The sequence below is a fragment of the Albidovulum sediminicola genome (genome assembly GCF_025751575.1).
Taxonomy (GTDB): Bacteria; Pseudomonadota; Alphaproteobacteria; order Rhodobacterales; family Rhodobacteraceae; genus Albidovulum; species Albidovulum sediminicola.
Genome location: NZ_JAOWLA010000010.1, coordinates 64,448 through 89,323, shown reverse-complemented (window position 1 = coordinate 89,323; position 24,876 = coordinate 64,448). Strand labels below are relative to the sequence as shown.

Here is a 24,876-nt window from a genome sequence, read left to right as displayed (position 1 = left end):
TCAGCCCGCGCTGCGGCGGGCGGCGTCAAGGGCGGCGGGCAAGGCGGCCTCGAAGGCCGCAAGGTCCTCTGCCCGACCGGCGCTCACGCGGATGCAGCGGTCATGGGGGGCGACGAAGGGCATGCGCACGAAGATGTCCCGCGCGATCAGCTCTGCGAGAACCCGGCGCGCGAATGCCCCGTCGCCACCGCAGTCGATGGTCACGAAATTGGTGGCCGAGGGCAGGGGGGCAAGCCCGTTCGCCCGCACGATCGCCGCGATCCTGTCACGGGCTTCGGCGACACGGGTCTGGACCTCGGCCAGCCAGGCCTGGTCGGCCAGCGCTGCAAGGGCCCCGGCCTGGGCGATACGGCTCATGCCGAAATGGTTGCGGATCTTGTTGAAGCCCTCGATCAGGGGCGCCGACCCGATGGCATAGCCGACCCGCGCGCCAGCCATTCCGTATCCCTTGGAGAAGGTTCGCATCCGGATCACGCGCGGGTCCTCGGGGGTGATCGCCGGCGCGGTGCCGGCGGGGGCGAGGTCGACATAGGCCTCGTCCAGCACCAATAGTGCGCCCTCGGGCACCGCCTTGATCATGCGGGCGATGGTGGCGGCATCATGCCAGGACCCCATCGGATTGTCGGGATTGGCCAGATAGATCAGCTTCGCTCCGGTCTCCGCCGCGCGGGTGATCAGCGCGTCGGGGTCTTCGTGGTCGCCCTTGTAGGGAACCTTGTGCAGCACGCCGCCGAATCCCGCCACATGGAAGTTGAAGGTGGGATAGGCCCCCTCCGAGGTCGCGACGGCATCGCCCGGCGCGATCAGCATGCGCACGAGGTAACCCAGAAGCCCGTCGATCCCTTCGCCCACGACGACATTGTCCGCGCCGACGCCGTGGTGCGCGGCGAGCGCGTGGCGCAGGTCGTGATTTTCCGGGTCGCCATACATCCAGACTTCGCGCGCGGCTTGCGCCATGGCCTCAATCGCGCGCGGTGAGGGGCCAAAGACGTTTTCATTCGCGCCAAGGCGTGCGGCAAAGGGACGGCCCCGGGCACGCTCCTGCGTCTCGGGTCCGATGAAGGGAACGGTCGCGGGCAGCGCCGCGACAAGCGGGGTGTAGCGTGGGCCAGTCATGGCGCGAGTGAAAGCCGAATCCACGGCCCTCGGCAAGCGCTCAATCGCGCATGAACTTGCGGCGCGCCTCCTCGGCCACGGCGATCTTCAGTTCGAGCGTGGCGATCCGCTTCATCGCGACATGCCGTTCATCCTCGGATGTCGCCGCCGCGTAGCCTGCCTTGGCGGCGGCCAGTTCCTGCTTCAGGACCACTTCCTCGGGCAGGGCGCCTTCTTCGGCCATCCGCCGAAAGCCAAGCGCGGTGCCGGCATCGACGAATGCGTCGCCCGGGCGCTCAGGAAGCGGCTGGCCGGACCCAGCGAGGTGATCAAGCGTCCCTTCCGCGTTCGCTTTGAGCATGCGGCGCTCGGCAATCCGGTTAAGCCAGTCAGACATGGGAAACCTCCTGCTTCCAAGATGGGAAGCAGAGGGGCTCGCCGCAAGGTTCCGGGGGCTTCACCCCCGGACCCCCGAGGGTATTTGGGCAATGAAGAAGGCTCAGCCGACCTCGGACAGGCGGGCAAGAGCGGCCTTGAGCTTGCTGGCCTCCTCCTCGCCCAGAGCGAGTTTCTCGCGGGTTTCCTCGACGATCTCCTCGGGGGCGCTGTCCACGAACTTGGGGTTCGAGAGCCGCCCGCGCAGGCCGCCCAGATCCTTGGCCAGCTTCTCCAGCGTCTTCGACAGTCGCGCCTTTTCCTCGGCGATGTCGATGACGCCCTCCAGCGGGATCGCGAAGCTGCCACCTTCGACCGCGACGGTGATCGCGCCCTTGGGGGCGGTGCCCTCGGTCATGCTGTCAAGCCGTGCGAGGCGGGCGATCATCGGTTCATTGCCCGCCCAGGCGGCGCGGCCCTTGTCGTCCATCGCGGTCATGACGATGGGCAGCTTCAGGCCCGCCGGGACATGCATCTGCATCCGGGCGGAGCGAATCTCCTCGATCAGGCCGATGACCCAGTTCATTTCCCGGTCTGCGTCCGCGTCGATCAACTCCGCGCCGTAAGCGGGCCAGTCGGCATGGACCAGCATCTTGGCACGCTCACCCGTCTGGCCCCAAAGCTCCTCGGTGATGAAGGGCATGAAGGGATGGAGGAGGACGTAGCACTGGTCCAAGACCCAGGCCATGGTGGCGCGGGTTTCGGCCGCCTGGTCGCCGTCCATGAGCGGTTTGGCGAACTCGACATACCAGTCGCAGACCTTGCCCCAGACGAAGGCGTAAAGCGTGTTGGCCGCGTCGTTGAAGCGATAGGCAGAGAGCGCCTCGTCCACGGCCAGGCGGGCGCGGGCCACCTCTCCGATGATCCAGCGGTTCACGGTATGGGTGGCCTGCGGCAGCTCGGCGGTGCCGATGTCGCGGCGCAGCGCGCCGTTCATCTCGGCAAAGCGGGTGGCGTTCCAGAGCTTCGTGGTGAAGTTCCGGTAACCGGCGATGCGGTCCTTCGAGAGCTTCAGGTCGCGTCCCATGGCGGCCATGGCGGTGAGCGTAAAGCGCACCGCATCCGCGCCGTATTCGGCGATGAGGTCGAGCGGGTCGAGGACGTTGCCGAGCGACTTCGACATCTTCTTGCCCTTCTCGTCGCGGACGAGGGCGTGGACATAGACGGTGTGGAAGGGGACCTGATCGACGACCGCCAATTGCATCATCATCATCCGGGCGACCCAGAAGAAAATGATGTCGAAGCCGGTGACGAGGACGTCGGTCGGGAAGTATTTCCTCAGTTCCTCGGTGTCCTCGGGCCAGCCGAGCGTGCCGATGGGCCAGAGACCGGAGGAGAACCAGGTGTCGAGGACATCGGGGTCGCGCACTATAAGCACGTCGGTTTCCTTGTAGGAACCCGACACCAGCATGTGGTCTTGGCTTAGTCCGTTAATCTTTTCCCCCGCCCTCAGAAATTCGACGTCTGTTGAGGTCACAGTACCCGGTCCCCAAGGCATGTGCTTGCGGTAGAACTCCTCAGCCATTCTCTCGGCGTCGCGTTCTGTCGCAGCGCAGAACATCACGCCGTTCTGGAGAACGTCCGTCAAGGAAGTCTTCTGTATATTCGGTTGCGGTCCATACCAAACCGGGATCTGATGCCCCCACCAAAGCTGCCGCGAGATGCACCAGGGCTCGATGTTTTCCAGCCAGTGGAAATAGGTCTTGGCGTCGCGTTCGGGCAGGATGCGGGTGTAGCCGGCGTTTTCGTCGAAGGTTCCGGCCTCATGCGCGGCCATGCCCTTGCGCACCGCGTCAAGCGCGGGTTCGACGATCTTTGCAGTGTCCACGAACCACTGGTCGGTCAGCATCGGTTCGATGACCACTTTCGAGCGGTCGCCATGCGGCTGCATCATCCTGTTCTGCTCGACGAAGGGCACGCGCTCCAGGTGTTCGGCGCCGGTTTCCTTGTCGATCGACTTTTGCAGGAGGGTGACGGCCAGCCCCTCGGACGTGATCTGGTCGATCACGCGGCGGCGGGCCTCATACCGGTCAAGGCCGCGCAGGTCGTCGGGGACGAGGTTGATGGCGTCCACCTCGGCCTCGGAAAGTTGCCGTTCGCCCTTGGCTACTGACATTGCAATGGCAGCAGCCTCGGCGTAAGGCGCACCGTCGGCGCGCATCTGTGCCTTGGTGTCCATCAGCCGGTAGCACGGGATATTGCCGCGCTTGGCCACGCCGTAGTCGTTGAAGTCATGCGCGCCGGTGATCTTGACCGCGCCGGAGCCGAAGGTCGGGTCGGGGTATTCGTCGGTAATGATCGGGATCAGGCGGCGGTGTTCCTTGGGGCCGACCGGAATCTCGCAAAGCTTCCCGACGATTGGCGCGTAACGCTCATCCGAGGGGTGAACCGCAACCGCGCCGTCGCCCAGCATGGTTTCGGGCCGGGTCGTCGCGATGGAGATGTAGTCGCGCGTTTCGCGGAACGTGACGTTGCCGTCCTCGTCCTTCTCGACGTATTCGTAGGTCTGGCCGCCCGCGAGCGGGTACTTGAAGTGCCACATGTGGCCCTGCACCTCGACCTGCTCGACCTCGAGGTCAGAAATCGCGGTCTCGAAATGCGGGTCCCAGTTCACCAGCCGCTTGCCGCGGTAGATGTAGCCCTTGTTGTAGAGGTCGACGAAGACCTTGATCACCGCGTCGTGGAAGTTGCCCTCTTCGCCCGCGGGCGCGCCGGGGGCGCCAGACATGGTGAACGCGTTCCTCGACCAGTCGCAGGAGGCGCCGAGGCGCTTCAGCTGGTTGATGATGGTGTCGCCGGACTTGCCCTTCCATTCCCAGACCTTGGCAAGAAACGCCTCACGCCCCATCTCGCGGCGGGTCTGGTTGGACTTGTCCTTGGCCAGCTCGCGTTCCACGACCATCTGGGTCGCGATGCCGGCGTGGTCCTGCCCCGGCTGCCAGAGCGTGTCGAAGCCGCGCATCCGGTGCCAGCGGACGAGAATGTCCTGAAGCGTGTTGTTGAACGCGTGGCCCATGTGGAGCGAGCCGGTCACGTTCGGCGGCGGGATCATGATGCAGAAGGTATCCTCGCGCGAGGCATTGGCGCCGGCCTTGAAGGCGCCCGCGCTTTCCCAGGCCTCGTAAAGGCGGGTTTCGGCCTCGGCGGCGTTGAAGGTCTTTTCCATCGGCATGTCGTTCGTCCCGTCATTCGCTCGGGTTTCCCTTAGCGAATGGGCGGGCGAAGGGGAAGGGGCGGCTATTCGGCCGAGGTTCCGAAGATCGCCATCATGGCACCGAGCCCCGCCAGCGCGGCATAGGCAAGGGCCTGCGGGCGGGACGTTTCGCGCGCCCCGGCGGCGGCGATCAAGGCCTGGATCGCATAGTAAAGCGCGAAGGCGCGCGAGGCGTAGGCAATGATCGCGAAGATATCGGCGGCCCAGGTCAGCGCCAGCCCTGCGGCGACAAGCACCAGATAGGCGCTGCGCGTCGGGATACGACCACGGGTCAGTTCGCTGACCAATCCGCCGGCGCCACCGGTATCGGCAACGGCTGCCGAAAACTGCGCCGCCAGCGCCGCCGCGACCAGGAGCCCCGGTAGCACAGGCGCCACGATCCGCATCATGTCGATGATCGCGGTTTCCGAAAGCTGCGCCTCGTCCGGGGTGAAGAGATAGGCGATCAGCCCGATATAGGCGAGATAGATCGCGGTCGAGAGCCATTGCGCGATGCGCATCGCTTGCCGCCGCGTCGGCGCGTCATATTCGGCGCCCAGATACCGCGCGGTCTCGAACCCCTGGACCGTGACGATCAGGCCGAAGGCCAGTTGGACGGCAGGCCAGCCGGTCAGCGTCGGCGGGTCGAAGACAAGGCCGCCGTCCGAAAGCTTCCCGCCGAAGTAGAAGGCGAGCCCGGCAAGCATGGCGGCGATGATGGCCAGCTTGATGCCGACGGAGATCTGCTCCATCCGCTCCAGCGCCCGGAACCCGTGCAGCCAGCCGGTGGCAAGGATGACGCCGAAGACCGCCGTGGTGACGATCCGGCCCCCAAGGGCGCTCGCGAAGGGTGTCAGGCTGACCGCGAAGGCGCCGAACAGGTTCAGGTAATAGGCGACCGAGATCACATAGGCGAAGGCCAGCGCCCAGGAGGCGAGCGTTTCCAGCCGCTCCTCGGCCGCGCTGCGGTGGCCCTTGCCGTCCATGCGGCGGGTGATGTTGAAGCGGATCGCGCCGCCGAAGGCATAGGCCGCCAGGCAAAGCAGCGCCATCACGAAGGGTGCGTAGACCCCGTAGCTGTGTTCCAGCACCGGCCCGAGCACGAGAAACCCTGACCCGATGATGGACGCCAGCGGCGTCACTGTCGCACCCCAAAGCCGGGCCCGCGCGAGGCGGGGCCAAAGGAGCAGCCCGGCGGTGCCGAGGCCAGCAGCGAGGATGAGCGCGTCGATCAGCATTGAAGCGGAATTCCCGCCCGCAGTCGAAACGGATCAGCGCCTGAAACGTAAGGTCGGATACGCGGACTGGCGCCGGGCTCAGCGCGTTGCCGCGACCGCCGCATCCGTCAGGGGGACCCGCTCGCCACGCCGAATGACCGATGGGTCATAGGGTTTGCGGTCGAAAACCTCCCGCACCATGGGGGCGAAGAACTCGATCGGCAGATCCTCGTAGTCGGGATCGAAGCTCGCCTGGTCCCAACGCTCGCAGAACTCCGCGCAGTCGTCGAAATAGGGGTTCCCCCGGTGGCGTTCGCGCTTGTTCTGGTCGAAGCCCTCCAGGTGGTGCCCGTAATAGAGCATCTGGAAATCGCCATGCGTCTGCACGCACCAGGTGCATTGTTCGCGCACGAAGGGCTTGAGGATCGTGGCCGCGTACTCGTCGTGGTTGTAGGGCGCGTAGATGTCGCCGATGTCGTGGAGCAGCGCCGAGACCACCCAGTCGATGTCCGCCCCGTCGCGCCAGGCCCGCGTGGCGGACTGGACCGAATGGCCAAGCCGGGTGATCTTGTAGCCCGACAGGCTCTTGTCCAACTCGACGAGAGCGCTCAGCAACCGGTCGGCGGTATGTTTCGTATGGTCGATCTCATGCGCCGTCAGGAATTCGTACTCTTCCTTGGTACCGTCCTTCATCTGGGTGAAGTTGACCGTCTTCATGCGCGTTCCTCCGCGTAAAGTCCCTTGTCGTTCTTGGTGCCCCGCATCAGGAACTTGCCCTGAGCGGAGCGGATTTCCTCGTAAAGCGCAAGGCTTTCGGGGCTGAAATTCGACACCGGCGGGGCATAAAGGGTGAAGTTCCCGACCCTGTCCGCGCCGCGCGCCAGCATGGCGTAGTCCCGGTCGCCGACCTCTTGCGCGACCTCGGGGCGCAGGTAGCGCACCACGGCGCCGATGCGGCGGTCGTCGGTGGTGTTGGGGCCCGACCCGTGGATCGTCAGCCCGTGGTGCAGGCTCAACTCCCCCGGCATCAACTCGATCGGCACCCGGTCCTCGGGGGCGACATCGACCCTGACCTCCTGCCCGCGGCTCAGCAGGTTGTCCTCGGCAAAAGTGTCCTCATGCGGTAGGATCGGGTTGCGGTGGGACCCGGCCACGAACTCCATGCAGCCCGAGGCGCATGTGGCGGGCGAAAGCGCCAGCCACATCGTCACCATGCCGTCGATGGCGCCAAGCCCCCAGTAGGTCAGATCCTGGTGCATGGAGACCTTGTGGCGTGTGTGCGGCTCCTTGATGAAGAACTCGACCCCGTAGATCAGCAGGTCCGGGCCCAGCACCCCCTCGACCACGTCGAGAATGCCGGGGTGGGTGGCGATCCGGTGGGCCAGCGGCATCACGCAATTCGCGTTGACGCGCTTGTAGGTGTTGAGCGGCAGGGGCAGCCCGGCATCGAGCCAGTCCCGCTCGATCTCCTCCAACTCGGCGCGCCACTGGGCCGCCTGCGCCGGGCTGATGGCCCGGATGGGGTGCAGATAGCCGTCCTCCCAGTAGCGTTCGACCGCCGCCTTGCCGAGCCGGCCGCCGGATAGCGGTATGTTCATGCGTCCCTCCCGTTCGTCGCGCTGGGGGAAAGCTACGCCGGGACGGGCGCGGCTCAGAGCGGTATCTCTTGTCGGTCAGGTTAAGCTGAGCTTATCCTTGCGCATGGAACGTACCCGCATCCCCTCGCTCAACTGGCTCCGTGTCTTCGAGGCCGCGGCGCGCACCGAAAGCTTTGCCCGTGCGGCGGCGGAGTTGAACATGTCGGCCCCGGCCGTCAGCCAGCAGGTCAAGGCGCTGGAGACGCACCTGGGCACCGCGCTTTTCATCCGCCACGCCCATGCCGTGCGCCTGACAGAGGCGGGTCGCGCCTATCTGCCCTCCGTTCAGGCGTCGCTGGTGTCGCTGGAAACCTCGACTGCGGGCCTTTTCGGCCGCGCGCGGGAAGAGCGGCTTTATGTCCAGGCGGTCCATATCTTCGCGCAAGGGGTCTTGGCGCCGCTCTACACCGATTTCACGACCCGCCACCCCGATATCGCGCTCATGCTGACGACGGGAAACGCGGTGGGCGATTTCATCCATGCCTTCAGCGATCTGAAGATCATCTTCGGCGCGCCGTCGGCCTTCGGCCCCGCGCATGACCGGCTGATCGGGGAGACACTTTATCCCGTCGCCCGGCCAGAGATCGCGGCAACGATCCGCACGCCCGCCGATCTGTTGTCCCACCCGCTGCTTGAGGTCGCGACCCATCGCGCGGGATGGCCGCATGTCTTTGAGACGCTGCGCATCCTTGGGGCAGGGGCGCGGTTCCGGATGGTCGATTCCACGGTCATGGCGGCGGCGCTGGCGGGGCAGGGGGCGGGGGTGGCGCTTGCCCGCGCGCCGGCGAGCGACCCGATCATGGCGGCCCAAGGTCTTGTCCCCTGCCTGCCGGGTGTCGCGGTGCCGGGGCTGGAGTTCTACCACCTCGTCTATCCCGACGCGGGCACGCTGCGCCGCCCCGCGCGGGCCTTCCGCGCCTGGCTCATCGACCGGATGGCGGATTACGCCGCGCGGTCGATCTTGGTCGACAGGTGAATGAGGCTTTCGGAGCTTTTCACCCCGGTCAGCGCGCCGATCTGATCCAGGACATTGTCGAGGATCGTGGTCGAGGCGGCGGCGACATGTAGCAGCAGATCGACCCGGCCCGAGGTCGTATGGGCCCGCTCGACCTCCGGGATGGTCTTGAGCCGCGACAGAACCGCCGCCTGTGCGCGCGGCTCGATGTTGAGAAGGATCGTCGCGCGGATGCGATCCTGGCGGGCGGCCTCGCCCAGCTTGACGGTGTAGCCCGCGATGACGCCAGTGCTCTCCAACCGCTCAAGGCGTGCCTGGACGGTCGACCTTGCAACCTTCAGTTTGCGCGCCAGCGTCGCCACCGAGATGCGGGCATCCGCGCCCAGTTGGGACAGAATGGTCTTGTCGAGTTCATCCATGGCGGGCACCGGCGTTATGACTTCATATTCCGTCATTTTAACAGGAAATTTTGACGAATACACTCTTCAGATCGGTCGGAATGCGCCCATGTCGCGGCGCACGTTCAGGAAAAAGGGCTGCTCATACGCACCTTACCTGGTTTGGTCAAATGCGTAAGCGCTTTACAACCGTGGTGTCGGGGTATGAGGTGGCTGCGCCTTGTTGGCAGGAGAACGCCGATGGGGCTTTCCTCGACGATCTGGGTGAATCGTCCGAATTTCTGCGCACGCAACGGCCGGACGCGCCGGTGATGTTCTTTTCGCCCACGGTTCTTCAGGCGACCGCCTGGCGCTTTGTCGGCGGATTTCCGGGGATGGTCACCTATGTGGTGACGTCGAACCCGGAGGAGATGGTGATCCAGAACCTCGTCGCCGCAGGCGTCAAGGGGTTCGACGTGGCCTCCCCCGCCGAGATCGAGATGGTTGCAGGCCTCGCTCCCGGTGCCGCGATGCACTACGACGACCCGATCCGCGCCCGGCATGGGGCTTCGTCCCTGCGCTCACCTTCCACCCCGGCACGCAATGTACCGATCCGATGGCCTGGGACGCCTATCTGCGCGCGGCGGCAGAGATCTGCCGGGTCTCGGGCGTCAGCGCCCGACGGCTGAATGTCGGCGGCGGCTTCCCTTCGCACCGCCGTCAGGCCGAGCGCCCGCAGCTTGACGCGATCTTCGCGCTGATCGGGCGCGTGGCGCAGGAAACGTTCGAGGGTAACCCGCCGGCGCTGGTCTGCGAGCCGGGGCGCGGTGAGCCGCGGTGCGGCGCGCCCCGCGACCACGTCGTCTTCGGTCCGACCTGCGACTCGGTCGACCGTCTGCCGGGGGACCTTCCCCTGCCGGACGATATGGAGGAAGGCGACGACCTGATCTTCGCCGGAATGGGTGCCTATTCGACCGCGACCAACACGCGGTTCAACGGTTTTGGCGACCTGTCGATTGCCACGGTGATGTCGCTCGCGCAGTGACCGGGCCTCTGCCGGGTCCGAGCCCCCGCACGAGGCCCGCCCCGTGGGGGTTTTGTTCATGAATTCCCAGCATTGTTGCGCTCGCGAACACGACACGGAAACGTCACGGGATCTTTGCTGGACGGATGGGCTGCGGACGGTGATGATGGTCCCCAGGGGGGTAGCCGGGAAAGGAGACGGCAGGACCATGCGCGATGTTGCGCGCAGGCTTTGGGGCTTGCTCAGGCTCGGCCGCCGGGCCGCGGTCGAAGTGAGGGCGCCCGCGCGTGGCCGCGGTCCCACCGACCATGTCATCCTGATCGACGGCACGATGTCCTCGCTCGATTTCGGGCAGGAAACCAATATCGGCCGGATCTACCGCACATTGCGTGCCGTACCGCAGTCGGCCCGCGTGTCGCTTTATTACGAGCCCGGCGTGCAGTGGCGCAGTTGGCGCGACGCGCGCGATGTCGCCATGGGCAAGGGTATCAACCGGCAGATCCAGCGCGCCTACGGCTGGCTTGCGACGCGCTACCGCCCGGGCGACCGGGTGTTTCTGTTCGGATTCTCGCGCGGGGCCTTCGCGGTCCGCTCGCTTGCCGGCATCATCGACGCGGTCGGGCTCTTGCGCGCCGACTGCGCGATCGAGCGTAACGTGCAACTGGCCTATCGCTATTATCGCCGGGCCGACCGGTCCGCCGCCCGCGATATCTTCGTCCGCAAGACCTGCCACGAGAAGGTCTCGATCGAGATGATCGGCGTTTTCGATACCGTCAAGGCGCTGGGTCTCAGGCTGCCGTTCCTCTGGAGCTGGACCGAACCCCAGCATGAGTTTCACAGCCACGCGCTGGGCCCTCATATCCGGCATGGTTACCACGCGCTCGCGCTCGATGAGACGCGCGCGGCCTACGATCCGCTCTTGTGGGATACGACCGCAGGTGCCGCGCCCGGCCAGGTCGAACAGGTCTGGTTCAGGGGGACCCATGGTGACATTGGTGGCCAGGTCGGGGAGTACCAATCCGCGCGACCGCTGACCAACATCCCGCTGGTCTGGATGCTGGAAAAGGCAGAGGCGCGCGGGCTGGTATTGCCGATCGATTGGCGGGGCGATTTTCCCACGGACGTCAAGGCGCCGTCGGTCGGGTCCTGGACCGGTTGGGGCAAGGCGTTCCTGCTGCGCGCGAAACGCGAGATCGGCCGCGACCCGTCCGAGGCACTTCACCCCAGTGTACGCAGCGTTGCGCGGGGCGCGCGCGGGGATCTGGCCCGCCTGATGCATGAGGTTTGATCCGCACCGTCAGGGCACAAAAAGACCCCGAAGCCGAGGCTTCGGGGTCAGCGCAGTGACGGAGCCTCAGGCCACGTTCTGCAGGGAGACTTCGGGCGCAATTCCCAGCGCGCAGCAGACATCGCGGGTCAGTTGCGGGCGGTTCAGGGTATAGAAGTGCAGGTCCTCGACCCCGGCGCCGATCAGGTCGTCGCAAAGTTCCGCCGCGATCGCGGTGGAGAGCAGCGCTTCGTGCCCGTCCCGGATGGCGTGGGCGTAGGCCTCGTCCAGCCAGACTGGAATGGCGGTGCCGCAGCGCTGGGCAAAGCGCTTGACGCCTTCCCAGGAGTGGATCGGCAGGATGCCCGGAATGATCGGGGCGTCGATCCCGGCCTTTTCGCAGGCGTCGCGGAAGCGCAGGAAGGTTTCGACCTCGAAGAAGAACTGGGTGATGGCGGAGGTCGCACCGGCGTCGATCTTGCGCTTCAGCCAGTCGATGTCTGCGGCGGCGTCCGCCGCTTCGGGGTGCCGTTCGGGATAGGCGCCGACGCGGATGTTGAACTTGCCAGTGTCGGCCAGTGCCTCGACCAGTTCCACGGTGTCGCGGAACCCTTCGGGGTGGGGGCGGAAGGCGCCTTCGCCCTTGGGCGGGTCGCCGCGCAGGGCCACGATCTCGGTCACGCCAGCCGCCGCGTATTCGGCGGCAATCTCAAGCGTTTCGGCCTTCGAGGCCTCGATGCAGGTCAGATGCGCGGCGACGTTCAGGCCGAAATTCTGGCCGATCGCGCCGACGGCCTCATGCGTCAGCTTGCGGGTGGTGCCCCCGGCGCCATAGGTCACCGAGACGAAGTTCGGACGCAGCGGTGCCAGGTTCTGCGCGGCATCCCAAAGCCGGAATGAGGCGTCCAGCGTCTGCGGGGGGAAGAATTCGAAGGAGATGCGGAGTGTCATGGGAACCTCATGTTGCTTGCCCCTCTTGTGCCGGGTTTTGCGATGTGAGACAAATTCATAATTCTCATCATTAATATGAGTCACACAACAAGATGCATCTGGAGCTGCGCCATCTGCGGACGATCAAGGCGATCCATGACGCGGGCGGTCTTGCCCGCGCGGCCGAGACGCTCAACATCACCCAATCGGCGCTTTCGCATCAGATGAAGGGGCTGGAGGACCAGGCGGGTGTGGAGCTTTTCGTGCGCCGCACGAAGCCGCTCAGGCTCTCGGCGGCGGGGATGCGGCTGCTGCGGGCGGCCGAGCGCATTCTGCCCGAGCTTGAGGCGCTGACCGAGGACTTCCGGGCGCTGCGCGCGGGCCGCTCCGGGCGGCTCCACATCGCGATGGAATGCCACGCCTGTTTCGACTGGCTTTTCCCCGTGCTGGAAAAATTCCGCCACGCTTGGCCCGATATCGACGTGGACATCCGCGCGGGTCTTGCCTTCGACGCGTTGCCCGCCCTCATGCGGGAGGAGGTCGACCTTGTTATTTCGTCCGACCCGGACGGGCCGGGGGGCGCGGTCTTCAACCCGCTTTTCGACTATTCGCCGACGCTGGTGGCGTCGGCCTCGAACCCGCTGGCCGCGAAGGCGTGGATCGAGGCCGAGGATCTGCGCGACCAGGTCCTGATCACCTATCCCGTGGACCGCAGCCGGCTGGATGTGTTTTCCACCCTGCTGACCCCCGCACGGGTCGAGCCGCTGGGGCTGCGGCAGGTGGAACTGACGGCGGTGATCCTGATGCTGGTCGCCTCCGATCGCGGGGTGGCGGTGCTGCCGGACTGGGTGCTGCGCGACGTGAAGCGCCAGGACGACTACGTCACGCGGCGGCTGACCGAACAGGGCGTGGTCAAGCGCATGTATGCCGCAACGCGGGAAGAGGATGCGACGCGCCCCTACATGGCGCATTTCCTTCGGCTGGCGCGGACGGAGGCCGTGAAGCTTCAGCGCGCCTGACGCTTGACCCCGCCGCGCGGTCAGAGGAACCTGACCCGCGCGATATGGGAGGGCAGCATGGCGGGCGATCAGGGACGGGTGACCTCGACCCATTGGGGGGCGACGCGCATCTTCACCGAAGACGGGCGCATCCTGCGCGCCGACCCGTTCGAGGAGGACCCCGACCCTTCGCCCATCGCGCGCATCCTGCCGAATGCCGTCCACCATGCGGACCGGGTGGCGCGTCCCTCGGTCCGGAAGGGATGGCTCAGGGGCGACCGCGCGCGCGGCGCCGGGCGCGACGACTTCGTCGAGATGCCCTGGGACGAGGCGCTCGACATCGCGGCGCAGGAGATCGGCCGCATCCGCCGTGTCCACGGCAACGGTGCGATCTTCGGCGGCTCTTATGGCTGGTCGAGCGCGGGGCGGTTTCATCACGCGCAAGGCCAGTTGCACCGCTTCCTGAACTGCATCGGCGGTTATGTCGCGCAGAAGGGCACCTATTCCCTTGCCGCGGCAGAAGTGATGTTGCCGCATATCTTCGGCATGACCGAGATCGAGTACCGCCACGGCGCGCAGGAGCGCTGGTCGCGGATCGTCGCGCATACCCAGACGCTGGTGGCCTTCGGCGGGATCAACACCAAGAACACGCAGACCATTGCCGGCGGCACCGGGGCGCACCGGACGGCCGGACATTTGCGCGCCTTTGGCGCCAAGGGCGGCACCCTGATCAGCATCAGCCCGCAGCGGGGCGACAGCCCGGACTTCGCGCGCTGGCTGCCCATCATCCCCGGGACCGACACCGCCCTGATCCTCGGCCTCGCGCATGAGCTGGAGCGGACGGGCCGCGTGGATCGGGATTTCCTCGCGCGCTGCACGGTCGGCTATGACCGGTTCCGCGCCTACCTTCTGGGCGCGACGGACGGGGTTGCGAAGGATGCCGCCTGGGCCGCCGCGATTTCCGGTGTCGCGGCGGAAGAGATCGCGGCGCTTGCCGAGCGGATGGCGACGACGCGCACGATGATCGCGCTCGCCTGGTCGGTGCAGCGGGCGGAAAACGGCGAACAACCCTACTGGGCGGCGGCGACGCTGGCGGCGATGCTGGGGCAGATCGGCTTGCCCGGCGGCGGCCTGGGCGAGGGCTACGGCACCACCGACAGCGGTGGCACCGGGCCGCTGCGGCAATTGACGGGCGGTGCCCTGCCCCAAGGCGACAACCCTGTCGGCGTCACCATCCCCGTCGCGCGCATCGCCGACATGCTGCTGAACCCCGGCATGCCCTATGCCTACAACGGCGAGGAGCGGACCTATCCCGACATCCGGCTTGTCTACTGGGCGGGCGGGAACCCCTATCATCACCACCAGGACCTGCGGCGGCTGGAAAAGGCCTGGGACCGGCCCGATTGCGTGATCGTGAACGAGCCCTGGTGGACCGCAACCGCGCGCCGGGCCGATATCGTCTTTCCGGCGACCACCCCGTTCGAGCGTGAAGACTACGGGCGCGAAAACGGCGACCCCTACCTTTTTCATATGCCGCGCCTGATCGATCCCCAGGGCGAGGCGCGCGACGATTTCGCGATCTTCAGCGGGCTGGCGGCCCGGCTGGGGGCAGAGGCGGCGTTCACCGAAGGGCTGGGCGCGGGGGCTTGGATCGCGCGGCTTTATGACGATTTTCGCATCAAAAGCGCGGCGAGCGGCGTCGAGGTGCCAGAGTATGAAGAGTTGAAGGCGCGGAACTGGTCGCGGATCGACGCCGCGCCCCAGCCCGCCGAAAGTGCGTTCGATGCCTTCCGCCGCGATCCCGAGGCGCATCGCTTGCGCACCCCCTCCGGCCGGATCGAGCTCTTCTCGGGGACCATCGCGGCGATGGGCTATGCGGCGTGTCCCGGCCACGCCGTCTGGATCGCGCCGACAGAATGGTTGGGTGCGCGCGACCGGTTCCGTCTGCACCTGCTGTCGCCGCAACCCGCCGACAAGCTGCATTCGCAGCTTGAGGCGGCGCTGGCGGACGAACCCGGCGCCCGGCCGATGCCGGTCGCACTGCACCCGGAGGAGGCCGCTGCCCGTGACATCGAGGACGGCGCACTGGTGGAGGTCTTCAACGACCGCGGCGCCTGCCTTGGCCGCGCGCGGCTTACCCCGGACGTGATGCCCGGCGTGCTGATCCTGCCCACCGGCGCCTGGTACCGTCCCGACGGGCAGGGGCGCGACACCCAAGGCAATCCGAATGTCCTGACGCGCGACATCGGGACCTCTCCGATCGCGCAGGGGCCGACGGCGCAGACGACCTTGGTCGATCTTCGTCCGGTCTGAAGCGGGGGGCGGATGCAGTCAGCCGAAAGCGACTATGTAACCTGGGCCGAGGTTTTGCGCGGGCGCTACGCGGCCTCGGTGCTACTCTGCTGCCTTGGCGTCTGGCTCCATGCCGCCGATGCGCTGGTGGTGACGACGATGATGCCCGCGATCGTGGCCGAGATTGGCGGCGACCGGATCGTGGCCTGGAATTTCGCGCTTTACGATACCGGCTCCATCGTCGCGGGCGCCGCGACAGGGCTTGTCGCGCTGCGCTTCGGGATCCGGGCGCCGATGATCGCGGCGGCGCTCCTGTTCGCCTCCGGCTGCATGTTGAGCGCGGCGGCGCCGTCGATGCCGGTCCTGCTGGCCGGGCGTGTGGCGCAGGGGCTGGGTGGCGGGGGGCTGGTGTCGCTTTCCTTCGTCGCGGTGACGCGGATCTTTCCCGAACGGATGATGCCGCGCGCCTTCGCGGCGATGTCGGTGGCCTGGGGCGCCTCGGCCTTTGCCGGGCCGCTGGTCGGTGGGGTCTTCGTGACCTATGGCAGCTGGCGGCTCGGGTTTGTCGCCTTCGCGGTGCAGGCCGCGCTTCTGGCGCTTTGGTTCCGGTTCGGGATCGGCAAGGGGGCGGCGCCAGAGGGCACTGCTGGCGCCGCGCAACTCCCCGTCCGGCGGCTCGCGCTTCTGTGTGGCGCGGTGCTCGGTGTCGCCTATGCGGGCATCGCGGGGTCCGTCGTGTTCATGGCGATCTCGCTTGCGCTCGGTGTCGCGGCGCTTGCGCTTTTTGCCTGGCTCGACGGACGAAGCGGTGCGGATCGGCTCTGGCCGCACCGGGCCTTTGACCTGCGCCATCCGACCGGTGCGGCGCTGGTGATGATCCTCGCGATGAATATCGCGACGATGGGGCTTGCGGCTTACGGGCCGCTCCTGATGGATCTGATCCACGGGACAGAGCCGCTGGTCGCGGGGTATATCGTCGCGATCATCTCGATTGGCTGGACGTTGTCGGCGGTCGTGGTCTCGGGCCAGCCCCCGCGCCGCGACCCGGTGTTCATCTTTGTCGGCATGACGCTGATCCTGTCCAGCGTGGCAGGGCTTTGCTACGCGGTCGCCGCGGGGCCGCTGTGGCTCATCGCCGTTTGCGCCGCGGCCGAGGGGGTCGGCTATGGCATGGCCTGGACCTTCATCGTCCGAAGGGCCGGGCGGCTTGCCGTGGCCGGGGACGGTGACCGCCTGACCGCCGCCCTGCCGACCATCGGACGGCTTGGCTACGCGCTCGGGGCCTCGACCATGGGGATCTTCGCGAATGCTGCGGGTTTCGACGCTTCGGCCAGTGCGGCGGAGGCCGGTGGCGTTGCCCGGGCGATCTTCCTGGGCAGCCTGCCGATCGCCGCCCTCGGCTGGCTGGCGATGCTGCGCTTCGTCACCTTCCGCGGGCAGGGTAATGTTTGACCGGCGCCCTCACCGTGGCTAGGCTTCCTGCAGGCAACTGCAATGGGAGGCCGCGATGACTTACCGCGTGACGCGGCGATTGACCCACGGTCCTGTCCTTGCCCCGCATGGCGTGATGCGGGGCGGCGCGGAGAGCTAAACGAACCTCGTCTGCCCCTTGGGCCGATGCCCCGGCATCGACCCGATGTTGACCCGGATGCACCTGCATCCCCTGGCGGACGATATGAACATGAGCCTTCTATCCGTTTCCGGTCTTGGCCTGACCTTGGGCGAGACGCTTTTCACCGGCCTTTCCCTGACCCTTCAGCCCGGCGACCGCGTGGGCCTCGTCGCCGCGAACGGGCGGGGCAAGTCCTCTCTCCTGCGGGTGCTCGCGGGGCAGGTCGATCCGTCGCAGGGCAGCGTGACGCGCGCCCGCGGCGCCTGCGTCGCCCTGGTCGCGCAAGAGGTTCCAGGGCCGCTCCTGCCGCTGACGATGCGGGCGGCGGCGCTGGGCGCCCTTCCGGCCGAGGCGCGCGATTACGACGGGTGGCGTGTCGATGTGGCGCTTGACGACTTGGCGGTTCCGCCGGAGTTGCGTGACCGTCCGCTCGCGGCGCTGTCGGGGGGATGGCAGCGGACCGCGCTTCTGGCCTGCGCCGCCGTCACCGAACCCGATGTCTACCTTCTGGACGAACCCACCAACCACCTGGATCTTGCGCGGATTGGGGTCCTGACGCGCTGGTTGGCGGCCCTGCCACGATCGGTCGCGGTGTTGGCCGTCAGCCATGACCGCGCCTTTCTCGACACGGCCACGGCGCGCACGGTCTTCCTGCGCGAAGTCGCCAGCCGGGACTTCGCGCTGCCCTATTCCGCCGCCCGCGCCGCGTTGGAGGGGGCCGACGAGGCCGATGCCCGCGCCTACCAGAACCGTATGCAGGAGGCGCAGCACCTGCGCCGGCAGGCCGCGAAGCTCAAGAACATCGGCATCAATTCGGGCAGTGACCTTCTGAAGGTCAAGACGCGGCAACTGACCGAGCGGGCGGCGCGGATCGAGGCTGAGGCGCGCCCCGCGCATCGCGAGGGCGCCGCCGGGGCGATCCGTCTGGAGGGCAGCGCGAGCCATGCCCGCGCCCTTCTGGCCTTCGAGGATGCGGCGATCGCGGCACCGGACGGACGGATCCTTTTCCGTACCGGGCAGAAATGGATCGTGCCGGGTGATCGCGTTGTCCTGCTCGGTCCGAACGGGGCGGGCAAGAGCCGGATGATGGCGGCCGTTCGCGCGGCCCTGTCGGGCGCGGGTGAGGGTGTCCGCGCCGCGGCCTCGGTCCGGGCCGGGATCTCCGACCAAGACCTTGGGCAATTCGACGCCAACCGGACCCCGCATGAGATCCTGTCGGCGCGCTTCGACCTGGGGGATCAGGCGATCCGGTCGGCGCTGGCGGGCGCGGGCATCGCCATGGCCCGACAGGCGGCGCCTGCGCGGAGCCTTTCGGGTGGGCAGAAGGCGCGGCTTGCCATGCTGATCCTGCGGCTCGAACGGCCGAACCTTTACGTGCTGGACGAGCCGACAAACCACCTCGACATCGAGGGTCAGGAGGCGCTGGAGGAGGAGATTGCGCGCGACGCGGCGGCCGCGCTCATCGTTTCGCATGACCGGGCCTTCGTGCGCGCGGTCGGGACCCGGTTCTGGCGGATCGCTGGACGGCGGCTCGACGAGGTCGAAAGCCCCGAGGATTTCTTTCGCGAGGCAGAAGCCGGGGGTGGCTGAGTCCCGGCCCCCGCGATGCGGCCGGCAATCGGAAATTTTCCCCCCTCGCGCCCTTCACAAGGGCGCGGGGGCCGCGTATAGGCAAGCGCTGATCCAGGAGAAGCCAGCGATGCAGGGCAGTGCCAATCTCAACGTGATGATCAAGGCCGCGCGCAAGGCGGGCCGCAGTCTCGTGAAGGACTTCCGCGAGGTCGAGAACCTTCAGGTCTCGTCCAAGGGCGCGGGCGACTTCGTGAGCCGCGCCGATATCGCGTCGGAAAAGATCATTCGCGACGAACTGATGGCCGCGCGGCCAAGCTATGGCTGGCTGGGCGAGGAAACCGGCGCGGCCGACGGCCAGGACCCGACCCGGCGCTGGATTGTCGATCCGCTGGACGGGACCACGAACTTCCTGCACGGACTGCCGCACTGGTCGGTCTCCATCGCGCTCGAACACAAGGGCGAGATCGTTTCGGGCGTGATCTTCGATCCGGCCAAGGACGAGCTGTTCTGGGCCGAGAAGGGCGCGGGCGCCTGGATGAATGACAGCCGCATCCGCGTCTCGGGCCGCCGGGTCATGGCCGAGGCCGTGTTCGCCACCGGTATCCCCTTCGGCGCGAAACGGACGCTGCCCGCCACGATGCGCGATCTTGCGCGCCTGATGCCCGCCTGCGCGGGCGTGCGGCGTTGGGGTTCGGCATCGCTCGACATCGCCTATGTGGCGGCGGGGCGCTACGACGGATACTGGGAACGTGAGCTCAACGCCTGGGACGTGGCGGCCGGGCTGGTTCTGGTGCGCGAGGCAGGCGGCTTTGTTTCGGGTGTGCGCGAGGATCAGGATATCCTCGACAGCGGCTCCGTCATCGCGGCCAATGGCCAGCTTTACGAACAGTTCGCCGGTATCCTGCGCGCCCCGGCCTGACGGGCTGGGCCGCCGCCGCGGTTCCTACCACTTGCGCCGCTTCACGCGCGGGATGCGTGTGTGGGTATATTCGGCCTCCGGATGCGGGGGACGGCCCTGTGTCCGTTCCCAGTAACCTGCCGCGCCGCGCTTGAACCAGGCGGGCAGGGTCAGGATAAGCCCCATGGCGAAGCCGCCGACATGCGCCCAATAGGCGACCCCGCCGACATCCGACGGCGTGCCAAGACCCGAAACGACCTGGATCGCGAACCACAGGCCCAGCATCAGCCAGGCGGGCACCGCGATCACGCGGAAGAAGATCACGAAGATCAGCAGAACGTCGACCCGCGCACGGGGAAACAGCAGCACATATCCCCCCATGACCCCGCCGATCGCGCCGGATGCGCCCACGGTCGGGATCGTCGACATCGGATCGGCCGCGATCTGCGCCAGCGCCGCGGCTACGCCCGAGGCGAGGTAGACGAACAGGAACCCCATGTGGCCCAACGCGTCCTCAAGATTGTCGCCGAAGATCCATAGGAACAGCATATTGCCCGCCAGATGCATGAGCCCCGCGTGCAGGAACATCGAGGTCACGATGCCGGCGTATTCGCCGCGCTGCGTAACGGCGGCGGGGAACAGCGCCCAGTCCCGCAGGAACGCCGCCTGCGCCCGGGGGGAGCCGAGGTAGCCCAACTCGACCAGGAACACCAGGATGTTCGCAGCGATTAACGCCCAGGTTACCCAGGGCGTTGAACCGGATGGATTGTGGTCGCGGATCGGGAACATCGCCCGACGCTTTCCGATCCGCGTCCCGTCGTCAAGGGGTCAGGCGGCACCGGCCTCGGCCAGCAGCGCCGCGTTCCCGCCCGAGGCGGTGGTATCGACACAGACATGACGTTCCAGCACCACATGGCCGAGATCCGGCATGGCCGTGATCAGGGGCAGGATCGCCCCGCTGCGCGCCGCCAGCGCCTGCGCGTAGGCGCGGCCCTGATCCTCATCCCCCCACCAGAGCGCCCCGGCAAAGCCCGACAGCGCCGTCAGTTCGGCCGGCGCAAGGAGGCCCTCGACCGGCACGGCCAGACCACCTAGCGCCTGCACGGTCTCGGCCTGTGTCTTCGCCGCGGCGCCGGGGCCGAGGCAGAGGAAAGGCGCACGGGGGGCGAGCGTCAGCTGGTTCGATTCGCCGGTCGGGCCGGGCAGGTCGATCTTGGTGATCTGGGCGCCGGTTCCGGCCTTGGAAAGTGCTGCGCGAACGGCGTCCGGATTGGCCTTGGCCTTCGTGCCCGCCGATGCCGGGGCGGGTTCGGGCCGGGTGAAGCGGGACAGGTATTCCGGCCCGCCCGCCTTGGGGCCCGTGCCCGAAAGACCCTCGCCACCGAAGGGCTGGCTGCCCACGACGGCGCCGATCTGGTTGCGGTTGACGTAGATGTTGCCGACGTGGAGCGCCTCGCACACTTCTTGCACACGGTTGTCGATGCGGGTGTGGAGGCCGAAGGTCAGGCCGTAGCCGGTCGCGTTGATATCCGCGATGACCTTGGGCAGGTCCTCCGCCCGGTAGGTGGCCAGATGCAGCACGGGGCCGAAGATCTCACGGCCAAGGTCGGCGATGCCCCGGACCTTGACCACCGTCGGCGCGATGAAATGCCCGCCCCGCGGCGTCGAGAGCTGACGCAGCATCCGCCCTTCCTTGCGGGCCTTTTCAATGTGGGCGCGGATGCCTGCCTCGGCCTCGGCGTCGATCACGGGGCCGACATCGGTCGACAGCGCCCAAGGGTCGCCAAGCGTCAGTTCCTCCATCGCGCCGAAGAGCATCTCGGTGAAATGGGGGGCGATGTCCTCCTGCACATAGAGGCAGCGGAGCGCCGAGCAGCGCTGGCCCGCGGACTGGAAGGACGAGGCGATCACGTCGCGCACCGCCTGTTCGGGCAGCGCCGTGGAATCGACGATCATCGCGTTCAGACCGCCGGTTTCCGCGATCAGCGGTGCACCGGGGGCCAGGTGCTTGGCCATGGCGCGGCGGATGATCAGCGCGGTTTCGGTCGAACCGGTGAAGCAGACGCCGTTGACCCGCGGGTCGGAGGTCAGCCGTGCCCCGACCGTCGCCCCGTCGCCCGGCAGGAGTTGCAGGGCAGAGGCGGGAACCCCGGCCTTCAGCATGAGGCCGACCGCGAAGCTCGCGATCAGCGGGGTCTGCTCGGCGGGTTTCGCCAGGACGGCATTTCCGGTGGCAAGCCCGGCAGCGATCTGGCCGGTGAAGATCGCCAGCGGGAAGTTCCAGGGGCTGATGCAGGCGAAGACGCCGGCGGGGGCGGCGGTGATGCCTTGCGCGCGGGCTGCGTAGTAGCGCAGGAAGTCCACCGCCTCGCGCAGTTCAGCGACCGCGTCAGCCAGCGACTTCCCGGCCTCGCGCGCCAGCAGCGCGAAGATCGGGCCGAAGTTTTCCTCGTAAAGGTCGGCGGCGCGATTCAGGATCTTGGCCCGCTCCTCGACCGGGGCGGCCCAGGGGCGCGCGGCGGCCAGCGCGGTCTCGACATCCTCGGCCGCCGCATCGGTCACGCGGCCCACGCGGGCCCCGGTCGCCGGGTTCTGCACGACGCGCGCCGTCAGCCCCTTGACCTTCCCCGCGATCATGGGCTGGCCGGTGAAGTCGGTCGTCGCATGTTCGTCACGCGCCGCGTCGATATGCCGGAGCGTCGGCGCATCGGTCAGGTCGAACCCTTCGGAGTTGCGCCGCTCCGGCGCGAAGAGTGCCGGGCCCTTGCGGATCACCCGGTTCGCGACATCGGGCAGCATCGCCTGGACCGCGTCGAAGGGATCGGCGGCGACGACCTCTGGCGCGACCTCCAGATCGACGATCTGGTGCACGAAGGAGGAGTTGGCGCCGTTTTCCAGTAGGCGCCGCACCAGATAGGCCAGCAGGTCGCGATGCGCGCCGACGGGGGCGTAGATGCGGCAGCGCGTGCCCTCGTCACGGTGAACGATGTCGTGCAGCCGCTCGCCCATGCCGTGAAGGCGCTGGAACTCGAACACCGACTTGTCGGCCGCCATGTCGAGGATTGCGGCAACGGTATGGGCGTTGTGGGTCGCGAACTGCGGATAGATGCGATCCGTCAGCGCCAGAAGCTTGCGGGCGTTGGCGATGTAGGACACATCGGTCGCCTCTTTGCGGGTGAAGACCGGGAAATCGGTCAGGCCCATGACCTGGGCGCGCTTGACCTCCGCGTCCCAATAGGCGCCCTTGACCAGGCGGATCATGATCTTGCGGTCAAGCTTCGCGGAAAGCGCGTGGAGCCAGTCGATGGCAAGGCCCGCGCGCCGCCCGTAGCCCTGGACGACCACGCCGAAACCGTGCCAGCCCTCCAGTTCCGGATCGGACAGAACCGCCTCGATCACCTTCAGCGACAGGGTCAGGCGCTCCGCCTCTTCCGCGTCGATGTTGAAGCCCATGCGCGCCTTCGCGGCCTGCCGCGCCAGGTCGCGGACCACGGGCACGAGCTCGGCCATCACGCGCGCCTCTTGCGCGATCTCGTAGCGGGGGTGCAGCGCCGAGAGCTTGACCGAAATGCCGGGGTTGACCCGGATGTCGTCGGACCGGCAGGCCGAGGCGATCGCGGAGATCGCGCGCGAATAGGCCGTCGCATAGCGGCTGGCGTCGTCGGCGGTCTTCGCCGCTTCGCCCAGCATGTCGTAGGAGTAAGTATAGCCCTGGGCTTCCATGTCGGCGGCGCGTTCCATGGCCGAGCGGATCGTCTCGCCCAGGACGAACTGCTTGCCCATTTCTTTCATTGCGCGGGACACGGCCTTGCGGATGACCGGTTCACCCAGGCGGCGGACCGCGTTGCGCAGGTGGCCGACGACGCCCGGCTCCTTCTCCTCCAGCACCTTGCCGGTCAGGAGGAGCGCCCAGGTCGAGGCGTTGACCAGCGGCGAGGCCGACTGCCCCAAGTGCTTGCCCCAGTCGGAGGGCGCGATCTTGTCCTCGATCAGGGCGTCCATCGTTTCCGCGTCGGGCACCCGCAGCAGCGCTTCGGCCAGACACATCAGGGCGATGCCCTCTTCGGTCGAAAGTCCGTATTCGGCCAGGAAGACCTCCATCAGGCCGGGCCGGACGTCGGCGCGGATGCGGGTGACCAGATCTGCGCCCTTGGCGGTGATGCGCGCCCGGTCCTCCGCCGAAAGCGCGGCCTGGGCGATCAGGCGTTCGAGAAGCGGGCCTTCCGGGGCCAGAGAGCCGGTTTCAATGTCGTGCCAGATCGCGTCCATGGTTCCCTCCTGACGTTTGAACCATAATATCGCTTGTATGAAGGGCAATCTTCCCAAAGAATTGCCAAACATAGGCGAAGTGACTATTATTGATCCAATGAATATGCCAAACGAACTTTCCGAGATCGACCGCTACGACGCCGCGATTCTGCGGGAGCTTTCGTCGGACGGGCGAATGCCCGTGACCGAGCTTGCGCGCCGCATCGGGCTGTCGAAGACGCCGACGCAGGCACGGGTCAAACGGCTTGAGGAGACTGGCGTGATCGCCGGGTATCGCGCGGTTCTGAACCCGATACGCCTTGGCCTGGCCAATGTCGCCTTCGTCGAGGTGCGCCTGTCCGATACCCGCGAAAGCGCGCTGCAAGCCTTCAACCGCGCCGTGCAGGGCGTGGCCGAGATTGAGGAATGCCACATGATGGCATCAAGCTTCGACTACCTGCTCAAGGTGCGTACCGGAGATATCGCCGACTACCGCCGCGTCCTGGGGGAGCGGATATCGTCCCTTCCCCATGTCGCCTCGACCTCGACCTATGTGGTGATGGAGGCGGTGAAGGAACGCGGTCTGTGACCCTTGCCCGGGCCGCGCATTCGGCTATGTTCGCCACGGCCCTTGGCCCGCGTGGTGGAATGGTAGACACAGGGGACTTAAAATCCCTAGACCGAAGGGTCATGCCGGTTCGAGTCCGGCCGCGGGTACCAGTTGCAGGGCCAACGCCCGTCATGCGGAGTTTATTGCGTTTTCCGGCAGATTCGCCTATGGTGCGCGCCGCGACGTTACCTCTATCGACCACTGTCTCCGTCTTCGGCCCAGTCTCGATCTTGCACTGACTGCGCCGGACCGCCGCATATCGCGGGCGGGATTTGACAGGAGAACGCACGATGGCCACCGGCTCCGTGAAATGGTTCAACGCCACCAAGGGTTACGGCTTCATCGCCCCCGAAGGCGGAAACAAGGACGTGTTCGTCCACATCACCGCTCTTGAGCGCGCGGGCATCCGCGAGCTGAAGGACGGCCAGAAGGTCACCTACGACGTTCAGGCCGGCCGTGACGGCCGCGAGAGCGCGATCAACATCGCCCTGGCCTGAGGCCAAGGCGACGGGGAGG

General features: G+C 67.2%; 19 protein-coding genes, 1 tRNA gene and 1 pseudogene. 11 read left to right on the top strand and 10 right to left on the bottom strand.

Going from position 1 to position 24,876, the window contains the following annotated elements; all coding sequences use genetic code 11:
• The 6 genes from OE647_RS11840 to OE647_RS11815 form a co-directional block, all read right to left on the bottom strand.
• Positions 1 to 1,116 (bottom strand): pyridoxal phosphate-dependent aminotransferase, encoded by a 1,116-nt coding sequence (locus OE647_RS11840; protein ID WP_263721941.1) that lies wholly within the window; start codon positions 1,114 to 1,116, stop codon positions 1 to 3.
• Between the two features lie 40 nt (positions 1,117 to 1,156).
• The gene (locus OE647_RS11835; RefSeq protein WP_263721940.1) at positions 1,157 to 1,492 is read right to left on the bottom strand and encodes a DnaJ family domain-containing protein; all 336 of its coding nucleotides are present in this window, start codon (positions 1,490 to 1,492) and stop codon (positions 1,157 to 1,159) included.
• A gap of 102 nt (positions 1,493 to 1,594) precedes the next feature.
• Positions 1,595 to 4,702 carry a valine--tRNA ligase gene (locus OE647_RS11830; protein WP_263721939.1) on the bottom strand — a complete coding sequence of 1,036 codons (3,108 nt, stop codon included), beginning with the start codon at positions 4,700 to 4,702 and terminating at the stop codon, positions 1,595 to 1,597.
• 65 nt (positions 4,703 to 4,767) lie between these two features.
• Positions 4,768 to 5,961, bottom strand: coding sequence for an APC family permease (locus OE647_RS11825; protein WP_263721938.1), 1,194 nt, complete (start codon positions 5,959 to 5,961; stop codon positions 4,768 to 4,770).
• A 78-nt stretch (positions 5,962 to 6,039) separates the two neighbouring features.
• Positions 6,040 to 6,657, bottom strand: a complete 618-nt coding sequence (locus OE647_RS11820) for an HD domain-containing protein (RefSeq protein ID WP_263721937.1) — start codon at positions 6,655 to 6,657, stop codon at positions 6,040 to 6,042.
• Positions 6,654 to 7,538: a phytanoyl-CoA dioxygenase family protein gene (locus tag OE647_RS11815; RefSeq protein WP_263721936.1), complete on the bottom strand. Its 885-nt coding sequence runs from the start codon at positions 7,536 to 7,538 to the stop codon at positions 6,654 to 6,656. The genes OE647_RS11820 and OE647_RS11815 overlap by 4 nt, the downstream gene beginning before the upstream one ends.
• Positions 7,539 to 7,641: 103 nt before the next feature.
• Between OE647_RS11815 and OE647_RS11810 the strand changes: the two genes are divergently transcribed.
• Positions 7,642 to 8,553, top strand: a complete 912-nt coding sequence (locus tag OE647_RS11810) for a LysR family transcriptional regulator (RefSeq protein WP_263722033.1) — start codon at positions 7,642 to 7,644, stop codon at positions 8,551 to 8,553.
• Here the strand turns inward: OE647_RS11810 and OE647_RS11805 are convergent.
• Positions 8,520 to 8,951 carry an Lrp/AsnC family transcriptional regulator gene (locus OE647_RS11805; RefSeq protein ID WP_263721935.1) on the bottom strand — a complete coding sequence of 144 codons (432 nt, stop codon included), beginning with the start codon at positions 8,949 to 8,951 and terminating at the stop codon, positions 8,520 to 8,522. The two genes, OE647_RS11810 and OE647_RS11805, sit on opposite strands and share 34 nt — an antisense overlap.
• A 219-nt stretch (positions 8,952 to 9,170) precedes the next feature.
• Here OE647_RS11805 and OE647_RS11800 point away from each other — a divergent pair.
• Both OE647_RS11800 and OE647_RS11795 read left to right on the top strand, forming a co-directional pair.
• Positions 9,171 to 9,954 (top strand): annotated as a pseudogene (locus OE647_RS11800) (type III PLP-dependent enzyme domain-containing protein).
• A gap of 187 nt (positions 9,955 to 10,141) precedes the next feature.
• Positions 10,142 to 11,221: a DUF2235 domain-containing protein gene (locus OE647_RS11795; RefSeq protein ID WP_263721934.1), complete on the top strand. Its 1,080-nt coding sequence runs from the start codon at positions 10,142 to 10,144 to the stop codon at positions 11,219 to 11,221.
• A 66-nt stretch (positions 11,222 to 11,287) separates the two neighbouring features.
• Here OE647_RS11795 and metF read toward each other — a convergent pair whose 3' ends face one another.
• Positions 11,288 to 12,151 (bottom strand): methylenetetrahydrofolate reductase [NAD(P)H], encoded by an 864-nt coding sequence (gene metF, locus OE647_RS11790; RefSeq protein ID WP_263721933.1) that lies wholly within the window; start codon positions 12,149 to 12,151, stop codon positions 11,288 to 11,290.
• A gap of 92 nt (positions 12,152 to 12,243) precedes the next feature.
• Between metF and OE647_RS11785 the strand changes: the two genes are divergently transcribed.
• The 5 genes from OE647_RS11785 (at position 12,244) to OE647_RS11765 (ending at position 19,523) form a co-directional block, all read left to right on the top strand.
• Entirely contained in the window at positions 12,244 to 13,149 is a 906-nt protein-coding gene (locus OE647_RS11785) for a LysR family transcriptional regulator (RefSeq protein WP_263721932.1), read from the top strand.
• 57 nt (positions 13,150 to 13,206) lie between these two features.
• Positions 13,207 to 15,441 carry a molybdopterin-dependent oxidoreductase gene (locus tag OE647_RS11780; RefSeq protein WP_263721931.1) on the top strand — a complete coding sequence of 745 codons (2,235 nt, stop codon included), beginning with the start codon at positions 13,207 to 13,209 and terminating at the stop codon, positions 15,439 to 15,441.
• A 12-nt stretch (positions 15,442 to 15,453) separates the two neighbouring features.
• The gene (locus OE647_RS11775; RefSeq protein WP_263721930.1) at positions 15,454 to 16,872 is read left to right on the top strand and encodes an MFS transporter; all 1,419 of its coding nucleotides are present in this window, start codon (positions 15,454 to 15,456) and stop codon (positions 16,870 to 16,872) included.
• Positions 16,873 to 17,101: 229 nt separating this feature from the next.
• Positions 17,102 to 18,622, top strand: coding sequence for an ABC-F family ATP-binding cassette domain-containing protein (locus OE647_RS11770; protein WP_263721929.1), 1,521 nt, complete (start codon positions 17,102 to 17,104; stop codon positions 18,620 to 18,622).
• A gap of 109 nt (positions 18,623 to 18,731) precedes the next feature.
• Complete coding sequence (locus OE647_RS11765) at positions 18,732 to 19,523, top strand: inositol monophosphatase family protein (RefSeq protein ID WP_263721928.1); 792 nt, start codon at positions 18,732 to 18,734, stop codon at positions 19,521 to 19,523.
• A 24-nt stretch (positions 19,524 to 19,547) separates the two neighbouring features.
• On the opposite strand, the gene OE647_RS11760 is transcribed toward OE647_RS11765, so the two are convergent.
• Both OE647_RS11760 and putA read right to left on the bottom strand, forming a co-directional pair.
• Entirely contained in the window at positions 19,548 to 20,291 is a 744-nt protein-coding gene (locus tag OE647_RS11760; RefSeq protein WP_263721927.1) for a rhomboid family intramembrane serine protease, read from the bottom strand.
• Positions 20,292 to 20,330: 39 nt separating this feature from the next.
• Positions 20,331 to 23,771, bottom strand: coding sequence for a bifunctional proline dehydrogenase/L-glutamate gamma-semialdehyde dehydrogenase PutA (gene putA, locus OE647_RS11755; RefSeq protein WP_263721926.1), 3,441 nt, complete (start codon positions 23,769 to 23,771; stop codon positions 20,331 to 20,333).
• Between the two features lie 103 nt (positions 23,772 to 23,874).
• On the opposite strand from putA, the gene OE647_RS11750 reads away from it, so the two are divergent.
• The 3 genes from OE647_RS11750 (at position 23,875) to OE647_RS11740 (ending at position 24,857) form a co-directional block, all read left to right on the top strand.
• Positions 23,875 to 24,339: an Lrp/AsnC ligand binding domain-containing protein gene (locus tag OE647_RS11750; RefSeq protein WP_263721925.1), complete on the top strand. Its 465-nt coding sequence runs from the start codon at positions 23,875 to 23,877 to the stop codon at positions 24,337 to 24,339.
• Positions 24,340 to 24,384: 45 nt separating this feature from the next.
• Positions 24,385 to 24,470: transfer RNA gene (locus OE647_RS11745), tRNA-Leu, on the top strand.
• A 180-nt stretch (positions 24,471 to 24,650) separates the two neighbouring features.
• A complete protein-coding gene (locus OE647_RS11740) occupies positions 24,651 to 24,857 on the top strand; it encodes a cold-shock protein (protein WP_263721924.1) in 207 nt (68 codons plus the stop codon).
• Positions 24,858 to 24,876: the final 19 nt, after the last annotated feature.

Coding starts and splice junctions, on each gene's coding strand:
- OE647_RS11760 (WP_263721927.1), bottom strand. CDS start 20,291: ATGTTCCCGATCCGCGACCACAATCCATCCGGTTCAACGCCCTGGGTA.
- OE647_RS11785 (WP_263721932.1), top strand. CDS start 12,244: ATGCATCTGGAGCTGCGCCATCTGCGGACGATCAAGGCGATCCATGAC.
- OE647_RS11805 (WP_263721935.1), bottom strand. CDS start 8,951: ATGGATGAACTCGACAAGACCATTCTGTCCCAACTGGGCGCGGATGCC.
- putA (WP_263721926.1), bottom strand. CDS start 23,771: ATGGACGCGATCTGGCACGACATTGAAACCGGCTCTCTGGCCCCGGAA.
- OE647_RS11840 (WP_263721941.1), bottom strand. CDS start 1,116: ATGACTGGCCCACGCTACACCCCGCTTGTCGCGGCGCTGCCCGCGACC.
- OE647_RS11740 (WP_263721924.1), top strand. CDS start 24,651: ATGGCCACCGGCTCCGTGAAATGGTTCAACGCCACCAAGGGTTACGGC.
- OE647_RS11765 (WP_263721928.1), top strand. CDS start 18,732: ATGCAGGGCAGTGCCAATCTCAACGTGATGATCAAGGCCGCGCGCAAG.
- OE647_RS11820 (WP_263721937.1), bottom strand. CDS start 6,657: ATGAAGACGGTCAACTTCACCCAGATGAAGGACGGTACCAAGGAAGAG.
- OE647_RS11815 (WP_263721936.1), bottom strand. CDS start 7,538: ATGAACATACCGCTATCCGGCGGCCGGCTCGGCAAGGCGGCGGTCGAA.
- OE647_RS11835 (WP_263721940.1), bottom strand. CDS start 1,492: ATGTCTGACTGGCTTAACCGGATTGCCGAGCGCCGCATGCTCAAAGCG.
- OE647_RS11770 (WP_263721929.1), top strand. CDS start 17,102: ATGAGCCTTCTATCCGTTTCCGGTCTTGGCCTGACCTTGGGCGAGACG.
- OE647_RS11830 (WP_263721939.1), bottom strand. CDS start 4,702: ATGCCGATGGAAAAGACCTTCAACGCCGCCGAGGCCGAAACCCGCCTT.
- OE647_RS11750 (WP_263721925.1), top strand. CDS start 23,875: ATGCCAAACGAACTTTCCGAGATCGACCGCTACGACGCCGCGATTCTG.
- metF (WP_263721933.1), bottom strand. CDS start 12,151: ATGACACTCCGCATCTCCTTCGAATTCTTCCCCCCGCAGACGCTGGAC.
- OE647_RS11810 (WP_263722033.1), top strand. CDS start 7,642: ATGGAACGTACCCGCATCCCCTCGCTCAACTGGCTCCGTGTCTTCGAG.
- OE647_RS11775 (WP_263721930.1), top strand. CDS start 15,454: ATGCAGTCAGCCGAAAGCGACTATGTAACCTGGGCCGAGGTTTTGCGC.
- OE647_RS11780 (WP_263721931.1), top strand. CDS start 13,207: ATGGCGGGCGATCAGGGACGGGTGACCTCGACCCATTGGGGGGCGACG.
- OE647_RS11795 (WP_263721934.1), top strand. CDS start 10,142: ATGCGCGATGTTGCGCGCAGGCTTTGGGGCTTGCTCAGGCTCGGCCGC.
- OE647_RS11825 (WP_263721938.1), bottom strand. CDS start 5,961: ATGCTGATCGACGCGCTCATCCTCGCTGCTGGCCTCGGCACCGCCGGG.